The sequence below is a fragment of the Limnohabitans rimovensis (SeqCode) genome, assembly GCF_965234775.1.
GTDB classification, from domain to species: Bacteria; Pseudomonadota; Gammaproteobacteria; order Burkholderiales; family Burkholderiaceae_C; genus Limnohabitans; species Limnohabitans rimovensis.
Window position 1 is genome coordinate 126,164 of record NZ_OZ248568.1, and the last position, 13,339, is coordinate 139,502.

A 13,339-nucleotide genomic window follows, 5' to 3' on the forward strand; every position below is an offset into this window, starting at 1 on the left:
ACACCCACCTACCCGCATGACTTCGCGCCGCTCACACCTGGATGCCACCGCCATTGGCTTGTTGCTGACGTGCTGCTTTGTCTGGGGCTTTCAGCAGGTGCTGATCAAACTCACCTTGCCCCTCATCGCCCCGGTGTTTCAAGCGGCGCTGCGGATGGTTGGTGCCGCGCTGTGCCTGCTGCTGTGGTGCCGCTGGCGCGGCATCGTGCTGTGGCAGCGTGACGGCAGCCTGTGGTCGGGCTTGCTCGCGGGCAGCTTGTTTGCCCTGGAATTTGCCAGCATTTATTTGGGCCTGCTCGACACCAGCGCCTCGCGTTTAACCATCTTTTTGTACACCGCGCCGTTTTGGGTCGCGGTGTGCGTGCCCTTGCGGGTGCGCTCTGAACGCCTAGGACCCTGGCAATGGTTGGGCCTGCTGTTGGCCTTTGGCTCGGTGGGGCTGGCTTTGCAAGAAGGCTGGCATGGGCCAGGCGACAACCCTTTGCAATGGCGTGGCGACTTGCTCGGCGTGCTGGCCGGGGCCTTGTGGGGATTGACCACCGTGACCCTGCGCACCACCCGCGTGGGCCAAGTGGGTGCCGAAAAAATGCTGCTCTACCAAATTGGCGTCAGCGCCCTGGTGTTGCCCCTCATCTCGCTGCTGCTGGGAGAGCCCTGGAACTGGGACGCCCCCAGCTTGGCCTGGGTGTCGGTGGCCATCCAATGCACCTTGGGCGCGTTTGTCACCATCTTGATTTGGATGTGGCTCATCGCCCATTACCCAGCCACGCAGGTCACTTCGTTTTCGTTTTTATCGCCCATGTTCACCCTGGTGATCGCCATCCTGTGGCTGGGCGAACCGTGGACCTGGAGCCTGGCCGTCGCCATGGCCGGCGTGGCCGCGGGCATCGTGATGGTCAACCGGCCGGCGGCACCGGCAAATGCTGAGGCTGCGCAGAGCCAGTGAGGGCGACCCATCGCCCATCACCTGATCGACACAGTATTCGCCCACCTTTGCCTTCCCAGGGCCTACCAAACTTTGAAGTATGGGTTCTGCGCCTGGAAACAACGCCAATTAGCGGCTTTCACGACCCACGTCTGTATGGGGGCCAATTTGGATTTGGCCTTTGGCTTTTTCAACATCCCCGATGGCAGACAAAAGCAATTCGCTGTCGCCGCTGGCCAAGGCCAGACGGAGGTACTCGGCGATGACCTCCGGGTTGTCGAGGTGGTTGGCGGGGTCAAATTCCGTGGTTTTGCGCATGTGAAACTCCCTTGGCAATCTCTTTGGCTTTGACAATCACTCTAACTGGGGTGAACTGATCGCCCCAGCCCACCCGCATGAAAAAAGGGCGCCGAAGCGCCCATTTTGATGCCCACTGGGCCCATGGCCACAGCTTGGCACGGGTGGGTCGCCGCGTCGCTGCGCGACGGGCGACACCCGTTTAGTTGGCAAACGCCGCAATGCCGGTGATGGCGCGGCCCAAAATGAGGGCGTGGATGTCATGCGTGCCCTCGTAGGTGTTGACCACCTCCAAGTTCACCAAATGGCGGGCCACGCCAAACTCGTCGCTGATGCCGTTGCCGCCCATCATGTCGCGGGCCATGCGGGCAATGTCCAGCGCTTTCCCGCAGGAATTGCGCTTCAAGATGGAGGTGATTTCCACGCTGGCCGTGCCTTCGTCTTTCATGCGGCCCAAGCGCAAACAGCCTTGCAGGCCGAGTGAAATCTCAGTTTGCATGTCGGCCAGTTTCTTTTGGATGAGCTGGTTGGCGGCCAGTGGGCGACCAAACTGCTGGCGGTCCAAGGTGTATTGGCGGGCGCGGTGAAAACAGTCTTCGGCCGCACCCAAGGCACCCCAAGCGATGCCGTAGCGTGCGCTGTTCAAACAGGTGAACGGGCCTTTCAAACCTTGCACCTCGGGGAAGGCGTTTTCTTCGGGCACAAACACGCCGTCCATGACGATCTCGCCGGTGATGGATGCACGCAAACCCACTTTGCTGTGGATGGCGGGGGCACTCAAACCTTTCATGCCTTTTTCCAGCACAAAGCCACGGATGGGGCCGACCGCGCCGGATTCGCTGACCTCTTTGGCCCAGACCACAAACACGTCCGCGATGGGCGAGTTGGAGATCCACATTTTGTTGCCTTTGAGCTGATACCCGCCTTTGACCTTTTGCGCACGGCTGGCCATGCTGGCCGGGTCCGAGCCGTGGTCGGGCTCGGTCAGGCCAAAGCAGCCAATCCATTCGCCGGTGGCGAGTTTGGGCAGGTATTTTTGGCGCTGGCCTTCGGTGCCGAACTCGAAAATGGGCAGCATCACCAAGGACGATTGCACGCTCATCATCGAGCGGTAGCCAGAGTCGACACGCTCAACCTCTCGGGCGATCAGGCCATAGGCCACGTAGCTGAGTCCTGGGCCGCCGTATTCCGCAGGGATGGTGGGGCCGAGCAAGCCGAGTTCGCCCATTTCACGAAAGATGGCGGGGTCGGTTTTTTCATGGCGAAAGGCTTCGGTGACGCGGGTCAGCAACTTGTCTTGGCAGTAGGCGCGTGCCGCCTCTTCGATCATGCGCTCGTCTTCAGAGAGCTGCTGCTGCAATAAAAAGGGGTCGTCCCAGTGAAAGGAGGCCTTGGCCATGAAAACTCCTGGTGAATGTGTGGCTGACAAATGAAAGAGGGGGATCATAAGCCCACACGCATTTATTAATCATCCACAGGGGTCATCCAGGGCCCTGCATATGAGATTGGCAAAAATCAACTGCAAAACAACGCCAACTTTGAGGCCGGCACAAAAGTGGTCTAGCTGTCTGCGTTCTAGATAGAAAGATAAAGTTTTGCAATGGCCAACCTCGCATTTATTCGCTGGTGGCAATACGCTCCATCGCCTGCCTGGCCGTGACGATGGGTATGCCTTGATAACTGCCCAATGCCAACAAATCCCGCTTGTCTCCAGAAACGATCAGGTCAACAGCCCCCGACAAGGCAGCAGCCAGCACATGGTCATCATCCGGGTCTGAGGGCACCACACGGGCGACCTCCGTTGGCGAGACCACCCACGCCAGGGTGCGCAAGTCATCCACAATGGCCTGGGGCGTCAGCCCAGCCAGGGCCAGTCGCGAGGCAAACTTATCCCGCGCCATCACTTCCAAGAACTCGGCCAACAAAACCTCGCTGGTACACCACTCAAACTCTCCGGTCTTGACCGCCTCCATCAACTGGCGCGCAAGGCCGGCAGAAATAACCCCTGAAATCAGCAGGTTGGTGTCAATGACAATGCGCATTTGGCTGCGGACATGTTTGCGGATGACAGCTGGTTATGCAGCCCCGCGCTCAAGGCGTGCCTTTTGAATCTCTTTTTCGATCTCGTCGCCTGTGATGGGTGGCAGGCCCAGTGCATCGAGCCGCGCCATGGCGTCAGTCAAGCCTCGTGCGGCCGACTCCCTTTGCACACGGGAAGCCAAAAATTCCACGAAGTCAACCACCTCAACCACGCGCTCAGGCGGTAACCCCTTGAGGCCTTGAATGATTCGGGATTCCAGTGCGGTCATATCCGTTTCTCCTCAGCGTTGCATGCCTTATGAGCGCCAAATGGTGCGCCCGCCTGTGCACATTGAGCCTTGCCCACGGGCGCTGCTGGTTTATTGAGAGCCCGTTTCAAATAACTATACCTGCTTCCCTTTTTCTGCCGACGTCATGCCCATGGCATGACCCGCAGGACAGGCCACAAGCCATTCAAGGCGACCCGAATGGGTGACAGGCTTTCTTCAGTGCTCAGCGCACCGCCTGCAAAGCCCGCACCCGCGCCACCGCTGCCTCCAAGTTTTCCCAAGGCGCTTGGCTGAGGGCGTAACGCTGTCGCATGTAGCGCGCCAGTTCGGCGATTTGTGAGTCGGTGAGGGCATGGCGAAAGCCGGGCATGAAGCCCACTTGCGGGCCGGGCACGTCTTGCACGCCGTCCAAAATCACCCGAATCAGGTTGTCGGGCAGCTGGCTGTGCAAGTTGGTGTTGAGCGCCAAGGGCTGGTTCACGCCCAGCAGCTTGGGGCCGTCGCCGTCGTGGTGGCAGGCGCTGCAAGCGCCATCAAACATGCGCTGACCGGGGCTGCCCACCAAGGCGCTGCGCTGATCGGCGGCTTGCTGCACGAGCTGTTGGGCCAAAGCCGCGCTGTCGGTGGCGGGCGGGTTGAAGCTGGCCAAATAAGTGGCCATGGCACGCACATCGGCATCGGGCACCTGGGCCAATTGCTGCACCACGGCGGTCATGGGGCCGGCCGCCATGCCGTGGTGGGGCGCGTGGCCGTGGCGCAAGTAGCTGTACAGCGCGTCAGCGCTCCACGGCACGGGCGACTTGGACAGCGCGGTGAGCGCCGGCGCCTCCCAGCCGTCAACGACCGCACCACTCAAATAGGCCGCGCCGCCGCGCTCTGCGCCCACGGCATTGCGCGGCGTGTGGCAAGCGCCGCAGTGGCCCACGCCTTGCACCAAGTAAGCGCCCCGGTTCCATTCGGCAGATTGGCCGGGCGTGGGCACAAAGGGCTGGGTGTCGTGGAACAAGCCCTTCCAGCTGGCCATGAAAGCGCGCTGGCCAAACGGGAACGCCAGGCCGGTGCTGGGTGGCGACGAGGCCACGGGGGTTTGCGCCATGAGGTGGGCATACAGGGCCACCAGGTCGTCGTCGTTCATCTTGGCAAACGATGTGAACGGAAACGCCGGGTACAGGTGCCGCCCATCGCGCGAGACGCCTTCGCGCATGGCGCGTTGAAACGCGCTGAACGACCACTGCCCCATGCCGTGCACCGGGTCGGGTGTGAGGTTGGTGGTGTAGATGGTGCCAAACGGCGTGTCGATGGCGCGGCCACCCGCGTTGGGCACGCCACCGGGCGCGGTGTGGCACACCACGCAATTGCCTGCGGCGGCCAACAGGCGGCCGCGCTCCAGCGTTTCGGCGCTGTACAAGCTGCTGGGACTATATTGAACGGGTGCGATGCTGGCGCGCCAACCCAGCAAGGCCAGGGTGGTGCCCACCACGCCGACCAACACCACGCCCACGCGCGACCAGGTGGGCAATGCCTGCGGCCAGCGCACACCTTGGGGCATGGGCTGGGACTCCGCCGGCGGGGCTGGATGAGGCGCGGGGCCATCGGTGGCGCCGGCTTGGCTTTGCAAAGCCGCGCGCACCCGCTCGGGGGTGAAGGGAGGTTCGCGAAAGCGCACGCCAGTGGCGTCAAAAATGGCATTGGCAATGGCTGCGGTGCCGGGCACCGAAGACGACTCGCCCGCGCCCAGTGGCGGCTCGTGTTGGCGCGGCAGGGTGACCACCTCGATCACCGGCACATCGCGGAAATTCAATATCGGGTAAGCGCCCCACTCTTGCGCGACCACGGTGTTTTTGTGCGGCTCGGTTTGCACCTCTTCTTTGAGGGCGCGGCTGGTGGTTTGCAACACATTGCCGTGGATTTGGTGCTGCACGCCCGCGGGGTTGATCATCATGCCCGCGTCGTGACCCACCACCACGCGGCTGACGTGCACTTCACCGGTGCGCCGGTTCACCTCGACATCGGCCACCCAGGCCGACCAGGCCGCGCCAAAGCCCGGCCATTTGCTGTGCACATAGCGCGCATAGGCCACGCCCTGACCGCGCAACACCTCGCCGGCCGTGCCCGGCACCGCTTGCTGGTGCGGCCCGGTGCGCGCCACCCAACCGGCACGCTGGGCGGTGGCGGCCAGCAGCTCGTTGGCGCGCGGGTCTTGCAGGTACTGCAAGCGGAATTCAACCGGGTCCACCCCCGCCGCCGTGGCCAGCTCGTCGATGTAGCTTTCATGGGCGAACGAACTCGGCAAGGCCGAGACCCCACGCAGCCAAGAGGCGCGCAAGATGGGCGCCATGTCGTTCACGCTCACCCGCAGGTTGGTGTAGGCATACGGCGGGCGCGCGGTGCGGTCGCCCATTTCATAGGCCTGGGCCAAGGGCTCGATGGTGCGGGTCAACAGCAGGGCCAAGGTGGGTGCACCGTTGGAGGGGTAGCTGGTTTCAAAGTCGTAAGCGGCGACGCTGCCGTCGGCATTCAAGCCGCCGCGCACATCCATGAGCTGGGCCGCGCCTTTGGGCTCCCAGGCGTGCTCTTGCTCGCGGGTGAGTTGCACCCGCACCGGCGCACCCACCGCGCGGGCCAGCAAGGCGGCATCAGCGGCGACGTCGTCAGCGCCATTGCGGCCATAGCAACCAGCGGCCTCCATGCGCACCACGGCAATGTCAATCTCGTTCAAGCCCATCAGCTTGGCCAGGTCGGCGCGCAACACATGCGGGCTTTGGGTGCCGGCCCAAACGGTGAGACGCGCATCGCCCGCCTCCGCCTCTGGCGGCCACAGGGCCAAAGCACAAGACGGCCCCATCGACGCGTGCATTTGATACGGCCACACATAGGTGCGCGACAGCCGTTGCGCGGCTTGGGCCATGGCGGCGTCCACATCGCCGTCATCGACCAAGCGGCGTTGGGTGGACGGGTTGGTGCGCAAAGCCTGTTGCAAGTCGCCCAAGGGGGGCAGGCCAGGCCAGTCTTTCCACTGCACGCGCAATTCGCGCATGGCTTGTTCGGCGTGTTCTTCGCGCTCAGCCACCACACCGACAAAGTCGCGAATCACCACCACTGCGCGCACGCCGGGAATGTGGGCGATCGACGACTCGTCCACCGACAACAAGGTGTTGCCGATGAAGTCGCCATGGTCAGCACCCACATAAGGCGGGCGCACCACACGGCCATGCAGCATGCCGGGCACGCGCATGTCATGCACAAACAAGGCCTCGCCGGTGACTTTGGCCGGTATGTCCATGCGCTGCATCGGTTGGCCAATGAGCCGGTGTTCGGCTGCGGGTTTGAGCGGTGTGTCCAGCGCCAAGCCGAGGGCCACATGTTCACCTGCCAACACATCGGCATAGCGGCACTGGCGTGTGGGGTCGGCGCGCACCATGACCACACCGGCTTGCACGTGCAAATCGGCCGGCGCAGCACCCAAGCGCTGGGCCGCACGCTCGAGCAGCCAAGCCCGGGCCTGTGAGGCACCGGCGCGCAAGGGGGCAGCATGCATTTGCAACGATGTGCTGGCAATGGTCGGCCCTTGGTTCGGTGCCAAGGTGGTGCTGCCCAACACCACATGCACATCGGACAGGCCCACATCCAATTCTTCGGCCACCACTTGCGCCAGCGCGGTGCCGATGCCCGTGCCCAAATCCACATGGCCATGCAAGGCGGTGACGCTGCCGTCGTCCCACACGGCGAGCAAAATTTCCACGCCTTCGGCAGGGTTGCTGGGCACCGCAGAGGGCTGGCCTTTGACCGGGGGCGGAGGCGGGGGTGGCTCGCGGGTGATGAGCAACACCCCCGTGGCTGCATGGAAGTCAGCGCGGCGCTGGGGTTGGGCGGCGCGGCGCGTCATGTGGGCACGCCTTGCATGCGCTGCGCGGCCAACATCACCGCTTGAATGATTTCGATGTGGGTGCCGCAGCGGCACAAATTGCCCGACAGTTCGCGGCGCACATCGGCCTCGCTGGGGTTAGGCTCGCGGGCCAACAAGGCGGCGGCCATCATCACCATGCCATTGAGGCAGTAGCCGCACTGCGCGGCTTGGGCGTCGATGAAGGCTTGTTGCACCGGATGCAACTCGCCCGGCACGCCGTGCAAAGGGGCCAAGCCTTCCAAGGTGGTGATCTCGCGCCCAGCCACACCGCGGGCCGGGATGGCACAGGCGCGTGCCGCCACGCCATCGACCCACACCGTGCACGACCCGCACTCGCCCAAACCGCAACCGTATTTGGGCCCATTGAGCTGCAAGTCGTTGCGCAACACATTCAACAAGCTGGCTTGGCCCGCTTCGGGTGGCAGCTCACAGCGCACCTGATTGACGTGTAAAACCGTGGGGGGGCGCATGCGGTGGGTGGCTTTCAAACGCTCAAGTAGTTGCGTCGCACTTCTTCGTTGGCGGCCAAGTCCTGCATGCTGGCTTGGTAGCGGATTTGCCCCTTCTCCAGCACATAGGCGCGGTCAGAGACCAGCTCGGCAAAGTGCATGTTTTGCTCTGACAACAAGATGCTCACGCCCTGCGCTTTGAGGGCCAAAATCATCTGCACCATTTGCTCGACGATGAGCGGGGCCACGCCCTCGGAGGGCTCGTCGAGCAAGACCAAAAACGGATTGCCCATCAGCGTGCGGGCCACGGTGAGCATTTGTTGCTCGCCGCCACTCATGCGGCCACCGGGGCGATGCGGCATTTCACCCAGGTTGGGAAACAACTCGAACAAACGCTGCGGCGTCCAATGTGGCGCCGGTGTGCCATCGGGCCAATGGCGCGGCGCTTGTTTGCCGACCTCGAGGTTTTCGGTGACGGTGAGGTCGGTGAAAATGCGCCGGTCTTCGGGCACAAAGCCCAGGCCCAGCCGGGCCGCGTGGTGCGGCTCGCTGCGCGAGAGGTCGTGGCCCATGAAGCGGATGTCACCGCGCCGGCGCGCCAGCATGCCGATCAAGGCCTTGAGGGTGGTGGACTTGCCCGCACCGTTGCGCCCCATCAAGGCCACCACTTCGCCACGCCGGACTTGCAAGTCCACGTCAAACAAAATTTGGGCGGCGCCATACCAAGCGGCCAGGCCTTTGGCTTCCAGCAAGGTGTCGGTGTTCAGGGTGGTCATGTGGGGCGGGTCAAGCGCTGGGCTTTTCAAAGGTTTTACCGGTGCCGAAGTACACGGCCTGCACCTGGGGGTGGTCGCGGATGTCCTGGGGCTTGCCCTCGGCAATCAAGCGGCCACGCGCCAGCACGATGATGCGGTCGGCATAGGCAAACACCACGTCCATGCTGTGCTCGGTGAAGAGCACCGCCAAGCCGCGCTGCAACACCAGGTCTTTGGTCAAGGCCATCAACTCGTTGCGCTCTTTGGGGGCCATGCCGGCGGTGGGCTCGTCCATCAGCAGCAGCTTGGGGTCGTTGGCCATGGCGATGGCCAACTCCACCCGCTTGACGTCACCATAGGCCAACACATTGCAGGGCCGATCGGCCTGGGGCTTCATGCCCACTTGGTCGAGCAAGGCCAGCGCATCGTCACGGCGATGCTCAGCAGCGCGCCGCCACATCGACAACAGCAGATCGTCGTGTGAGAGCAAAGCCATTTGCACGTTTTCCACCACGGTCAATGAGGCAAAGGTTTCGGCAATTTGAAAGGTGCGCCCCACACCTTGGCGCCAAATGTCGCGCGGCTTGCGCCCGACCAACTCTTGGCCTTGCAACATGATGGAGCCTTGATCCGCATTCAGCTGGCCATTGACCATGTTGAAGGTGGTGGACTTGCCCGCGCCATTGGGGCCAATCAAGGCCAGCAACTCGCCGGGCGCCAGATCAAAGCTGATGCCGTCCACCGCTTTGACGCCACCAAAGGACTTGCCCAGGTTGCTCACTTGCAGCAGCGCGCTCATGGTGCGGCCCCCGTGGAAGGCGTCGCTTTGCCACGCCAGCGCAGCCACAGCATTTGCGCCGAGCCGGAAATGCCCTGGGGAAAGAGCAGCACCAACAACAAAATGACCGAGCCCAACATGGCGCGCCAGTAGTCGGTGTTGCGCGCCACCACATCGTGCAGCCAAGTGAAGCTGAAGGCACCGACCACGGGGCCGGCCAAGGTTTGAATACCGCCCAACAAGACCATGACCAAGCCGTCCACCGACTTGCCCACGCTCATCGATTCGGGCGAAATGCTGCCTTTGGAAAACGCATACAAAGCCCCCGCCAAACCGGCCACGCCGCCAGCCAGCACAAAGGCGAACCATTGCAAGCGTTTGACATCGATGCCAATCGCATCGGCGCGCAGCACCGAGTCGCGGCCCGCACGCAATGCATAACCAAACGGCGAAAACAACACCCGCCGAAGCCCCAGCACGCCAGCCACCACCAGCCCCAAGGTGAGCCAGTAATACATGCGCTTGTCGCTGAACAGGGCCGACGGCCACACGCCGGTGAGGCCGTTGCTGCCGCCGGTGAAGCTGTCCCATTGGAAGGTCACCGCCCAGGTGATTTGGGCAAACGCCAAGGTGAGCATGGCCAGGTACACGCCCGATAAACGCACCGCAAACCAACCAAACACCAAGGCACCGAAAGCCGCGACCAAGGGCGCCACCAGCAACGACACCTCCATCGACAAACCCAAAGCGCGCACCAGCAGCGCCGCGCCATAGGCGCCCAAACCAAAATAAGCCGCATGCCCAAAAGAGTGCATGCCCGCTGGCCCCATGATGAAGTGCAAGCTGGTGGCAAACAATGCGGCGATCAACAAATCGATCATCAACACCGTGGTGTAGGGTGAGTTGGGCGTGAGCCAAGGCATGGCCACCAAGACCACGCCCAGCAAGGCCGCGGCCCACACATAAACCGGGCTGGCCGCGCGCAAAGGCTCTTCGCGCAAACCCACATAGCGGCTGGGGGCCTGGGGCTTGCCCAGCAAGCCCCAAGGCCGCCACACCAAAACAATGGCCATGACCAAAAAGTCCACCACCAAGGTGAGTTTGGAAAACGACACCGCCACCCCAAACACCTCAACCATGCCAAGCCAAATGCACACCGCCTTGACTTCGGCGATCAGCAAGGCAGCCAAATAAGCCCCAGGGATGGAGCCCATGCCGCCCACCACCACCACGACAAAAGCCGCGCCAATGATGTTCAAGTCCATTTCCAAATTGGCCGGCTCACGCGGCAACTGCAAGGCCCCGCCCAAGCCCGCCAACATCGCACCCAAAGCAAACACCGCGGTGAACAACCAAGCTTGGTTGACGCCCAAGGCACTGACCATTTCGCGGTCTTGGGTGGCCGCGCGCACCAAGGTGCCAAAGCGGGTGCGGGTGAGCAACAGCCACAGCAGCGCCAAAACAATCGGGCCCGCCACAATCAAAAACAAGTCGTACATGGGGAACTGCCGACCCCCGATGGACACCGAGCCAGCCAAGCCAGGGGCACGGGGTCCGAGCAATTCTTCCGGGCCCCACAGCCACAGCACCGCGTCTTTGATGACCAACACCAGGGCAAAGGTGGCCAGCAACTGAAACAACTCTGGCGCTTTGTAAATGCGGCGCAACAAGAGCATTTCGATCAAGGCACCGAGCACCCCCACCGCCACAGCGGCCAAGGCCAAGCAGGGCCAAAACCCAATGCTGCCCGCGAAACGCTCGACCACGGTGTAGGCGATGTAAATGCCGGCCATGAAAAACGAGCCGTGCGCGAAATTCACGATGCGGGTGACGCCAAAAATCAGCGACAAGCCCGCCGCCACGAAAAACAGCGATGACGCCGCCGCCAAGCCATTCAACAACTGAACGAGGAAGCCAGAAAAACTCATGTGGCACGCATTTCGTGTCTAAGCCTGAAAACGAAACCCCCCAGCCAGTCGCTGCCCAGGGGGCCCGTCACATCAGGAAAGGGTGTCAGTCTGCGGCGCGTGATTTTTTCACGTCAGCCGCCGATGGCTGGTATTGCGCACCATCCAAATAGCGCGCATCCACCATCACGCCTTTGCCACCCTCGTTTTTGGTGCGGCCCACAAACGCGCCCATGGTGGATTGGTGATCCTCTGCGCGGTAAGTGATCTTGCCAAACGGGGTGTCCACCTGCAGGCCGCGAAAGGCCACACGCAACTTTTCAGAGTCGGTGCTTTGGGCCTTGGCCACCCCAGCCGCCACCGACTTGATCATCGCGTAACCCACCACCGAGCCCAGGCGCGGATAGTCTTTGAACTTGGCTTGGTAAGCCTGCAAGAACGCTTTGTGCTCGTTGGTGGCGACGTTGTTCCAGGGGTAGCCGGTGACCAACCAACCATTGGGGGTTTCGTCTTTGAGCGGGTCCAGGTACTCGGGTTCGCCGGTCAACATGCTGACCACTTCGCGGCCTTGGAACAAGCCGCGGGTATTGCCCTCGCGCACAAACTTGGACAGGTCAGCGCCAAACAAGACGTTGTAGATGGCATCGGGCTTGGCATCGGCCAGGGCTTGAACCACGCTACCGGCATCGAGCTTGCCCAAAGGCGGGGCCTGCTCGGCCACAAACTCCACATCGGGTTGTGCGGCTTTGAGCAAGGCCTTGAAAGCGGCGACTGCCGATTGACCGTATTCATAGTTGGGGTAGACCACGGCCCAGCGTTTTTTCTTCAGCTTGACCGCCTCGGGCACCAACATGGCCGCTTGCATGTACGTGCCGGGGCGCAAACGGAAGGTGTAGGCGTTGCCGCCTTGCCAAGTGAGCTTGTCGGTCAAGGGCTCGCCGGCCAAGAAAAAGGCTTTCTTTTGCTTGGCAAAGTCGGCCACGGCCAAACCCGTGTTGGACAAGAAGGTGCCGGTGAGCACATCGATTTTTTCGCGCGAGATCAGCTCTTCAGCCACGCGCACGGCGTCACCCGGGTTGGCGTTGTCGTCGCGGGTGATGAGTTCGTATTTTTTGCCCATGAAACCACCGGCGGCATTGATTTCGTCAATGGCCAACTCCATGCCTTTTTTGTAGGGCTCCAAAAAAGCGGGCTGCACTTTGTAGCTGTTGATCTCACCGATCTTGATGGTGTTTTGGGCCTGAGCAGGCACGGCGGCCCAAGTCAGGGCCGCCAGCGCGATGGCGCGGCGTAGGGTGTTGACAGCTTTCATGGTGGGTCTCCTGTGGTGGTTTGAAGCGAAAAAATAGGTCTGCGTTTCAGCGCAAACCGTCCTGACCTTGAATCTCATGGACTTGCAAGCCGCCAATGCGCGGCAAGGGACGGCCACTGTCGGTGACGACAACGGCGACAACGATTTCTGCCGCGCGTGGCGCGTCGCTCACGCGTGCTTCCATGGCGTCAAAGTGGCTGCGCACAAAAGCGGCGTCTTTGTGGCCCAAGGGCACGTCAATGGCCGCACCCATGCCGCCGCATTTTTTGGCCGACGGCACCAGGGCCGCGCCTTTTTCAACCGCTTGGCGCAAGGGCGCGCCCAGCTTGGGGTGCAAAATAGCGGCCGCGTGTTCGAGCTCGCCACCCTCACCCACGATCGCGGCCTTGCCGTAACTGTGCGCTTGGCCCGGCGCGATGCCCAGGGCTTGCACGCACTTTTGGCCCAGCAAAGCGCCCAACTCTTCGCCAATGGCGATCAGCTCATCGAGGTTTTCGCTGTAGCGACCGGCATAGGGGTTGGCAATCACCGCCATGGCCAAAGCCCGGCGCGTGGGTGGTGACACGGTGCGGCCCATCTCTTGCCAAGTCTCATCGACTTGGACCACGATTTTTCGAATGTTGGCGGGCATGGTTCGCGTCTCCTGGGATTCTGATGTGTCGGGTCTTCGGTGTCAGTGGTTCGGGTGATGTGCGTCGTT

12 protein-coding genes are annotated in these 13,339 nt (G+C 62.4%); 1 reads left to right on the forward strand and 11 read right to left on the reverse strand.

The genetic code is table 11. The annotated features are described in order from the left end of the window. The first annotated feature begins 16 nt into the window (after positions 1–16). Positions 17–946 carry a DMT family transporter gene (locus tag AC8GFZ_RS13605; RefSeq protein WP_506645445.1) on the forward strand — a complete coding sequence of 310 codons (930 nt, stop codon included), beginning with the start codon at positions 17–19 and terminating at the stop codon, positions 944–946. Positions 947–1,054: 108 nt separating this feature from the next. Here the strand turns inward: AC8GFZ_RS13605 and AC8GFZ_RS13610 are convergent, their stop codons facing one another. From AC8GFZ_RS13610 to AC8GFZ_RS13660, 11 genes are all read right to left on the reverse strand, one after another. Further along, complete coding sequence (locus tag AC8GFZ_RS13610) at positions 1,055–1,243, reverse strand: helix-turn-helix domain-containing transcriptional regulator (RefSeq protein WP_506645446.1); 189 nt, start codon at positions 1,241–1,243, stop codon at positions 1,055–1,057. Positions 1,244–1,424: 181 nt separating this feature from the next. Beyond that, the gene (locus tag AC8GFZ_RS13615; protein ID WP_506645447.1) at positions 1,425–2,621 is read right to left on the reverse strand and encodes an acyl-CoA dehydrogenase; all 1,197 of its coding nucleotides are present in this window, start codon (positions 2,619–2,621) and stop codon (positions 1,425–1,427) included. A gap of 217 nt (positions 2,622–2,838) precedes the next feature. After that, positions 2,839–3,264, reverse strand: coding sequence for a putative toxin-antitoxin system toxin component, PIN family (locus tag AC8GFZ_RS13620; protein WP_506645448.1), 426 nt, complete (start codon positions 3,262–3,264; stop codon positions 2,839–2,841). 33 nt (positions 3,265–3,297) lie between these two features. Next, a complete protein-coding gene (locus tag AC8GFZ_RS13625; protein ID WP_506645449.1) occupies positions 3,298–3,531 on the reverse strand; it encodes a hypothetical protein in 234 nt (77 codons plus the stop codon). Positions 3,532–3,754: 223 nt separating this feature from the next. Beyond that, a complete protein-coding gene (locus tag AC8GFZ_RS13630) occupies positions 3,755–7,417 on the reverse strand; it encodes a molybdopterin cofactor-binding domain-containing protein (protein WP_506645450.1) in 3,663 nt (1,220 codons plus the stop codon). Then, complete coding sequence (locus AC8GFZ_RS13635) at positions 7,414–7,908, reverse strand: (2Fe-2S)-binding protein (protein ID WP_506645451.1); 495 nt, start codon at positions 7,906–7,908, stop codon at positions 7,414–7,416. The genes AC8GFZ_RS13630 and AC8GFZ_RS13635 overlap by 4 nt, the downstream gene beginning before the upstream one ends. A gap of 14 nt (positions 7,909–7,922) precedes the next feature. Beyond that, positions 7,923–8,663 carry an ABC transporter ATP-binding protein gene (locus tag AC8GFZ_RS13640; RefSeq protein ID WP_506645452.1) on the reverse strand — a complete coding sequence of 247 codons (741 nt, stop codon included), beginning with the start codon at positions 8,661–8,663 and terminating at the stop codon, positions 7,923–7,925. Positions 8,664–8,673: 10 nt separating this feature from the next. Beyond that, positions 8,674–9,441 carry an ABC transporter ATP-binding protein gene (locus AC8GFZ_RS13645; RefSeq protein WP_506645453.1) on the reverse strand — a complete coding sequence of 256 codons (768 nt, stop codon included), beginning with the start codon at positions 9,439–9,441 and terminating at the stop codon, positions 8,674–8,676. Further along, complete coding sequence (locus AC8GFZ_RS13650) at positions 9,438–11,348, reverse strand: ABC transporter permease (protein ID WP_506645454.1); 1,911 nt, start codon at positions 11,346–11,348, stop codon at positions 9,438–9,440. Before AC8GFZ_RS13650 ends, AC8GFZ_RS13645 begins: the two co-directional genes overlap by 4 nt. Before the next feature lie 85 nt (positions 11,349–11,433). Then, positions 11,434–12,639, reverse strand: coding sequence for an ABC transporter substrate-binding protein (locus AC8GFZ_RS13655; RefSeq protein ID WP_506645455.1), 1,206 nt, complete (start codon positions 12,637–12,639; stop codon positions 11,434–11,436). 46 nt (positions 12,640–12,685) lie between these two features. Next, a complete protein-coding gene (locus AC8GFZ_RS13660; protein WP_506645456.1) occupies positions 12,686–13,270 on the reverse strand; it encodes an amino acid synthesis family protein in 585 nt (194 codons plus the stop codon). Positions 13,271–13,339 lie beyond the last annotated feature (69 nt).

What these genes read in the sequence shown, in the direction of transcription:
- AC8GFZ_RS13605 (WP_506645445.1), top strand. Translation starts at nt 17, where the DNA reads ATGACTTCGCGCCGCTCACACCTGGATGCCACCGCCATTGGCTTGTTG.
- AC8GFZ_RS13610 (WP_506645446.1), bottom strand. Translation starts at nt 1,243, where the DNA reads ATGCGCAAAACCACGGAATTTGACCCCGCCAACCACCTCGACAACCCG.
- AC8GFZ_RS13615 (WP_506645447.1), bottom strand. Translation starts at nt 2,621, where the DNA reads ATGGCCAAGGCCTCCTTTCACTGGGACGACCCCTTTTTATTGCAGCAG.
- AC8GFZ_RS13620 (WP_506645448.1), bottom strand. Translation starts at nt 3,264, where the DNA reads ATGCGCATTGTCATTGACACCAACCTGCTGATTTCAGGGGTTATTTCT.
- AC8GFZ_RS13625 (WP_506645449.1), bottom strand. Translation starts at nt 3,531, where the DNA reads ATGACCGCACTGGAATCCCGAATCATTCAAGGCCTCAAGGGGTTACCG.
- AC8GFZ_RS13630 (WP_506645450.1), bottom strand. Translation starts at nt 7,417, where the DNA reads ATGACGCGCCGCGCCGCCCAACCCCAGCGCCGCGCTGACTTCCATGCA.
- AC8GFZ_RS13635 (WP_506645451.1), bottom strand. Translation starts at nt 7,908, where the DNA reads ATGCGCCCCCCCACGGTTTTACACGTCAATCAGGTGCGCTGTGAGCTG.
- AC8GFZ_RS13640 (WP_506645452.1), bottom strand. Translation starts at nt 8,663, where the DNA reads ATGACCACCCTGAACACCGACACCTTGCTGGAAGCCAAAGGCCTGGCC.
- AC8GFZ_RS13645 (WP_506645453.1), bottom strand. Translation starts at nt 9,441, where the DNA reads ATGAGCGCGCTGCTGCAAGTGAGCAACCTGGGCAAGTCCTTTGGTGGC.
- AC8GFZ_RS13650 (WP_506645454.1), bottom strand. Translation starts at nt 11,348, where the DNA reads ATGAGTTTTTCTGGCTTCCTCGTTCAGTTGTTGAATGGCTTGGCGGCG.
- AC8GFZ_RS13655 (WP_506645455.1), bottom strand. Translation starts at nt 12,639, where the DNA reads ATGAAAGCTGTCAACACCCTACGCCGCGCCATCGCGCTGGCGGCCCTG.
- AC8GFZ_RS13660 (WP_506645456.1), bottom strand. Translation starts at nt 13,270, where the DNA reads ATGCCCGCCAACATTCGAAAAATCGTGGTCCAAGTCGATGAGACTTGG.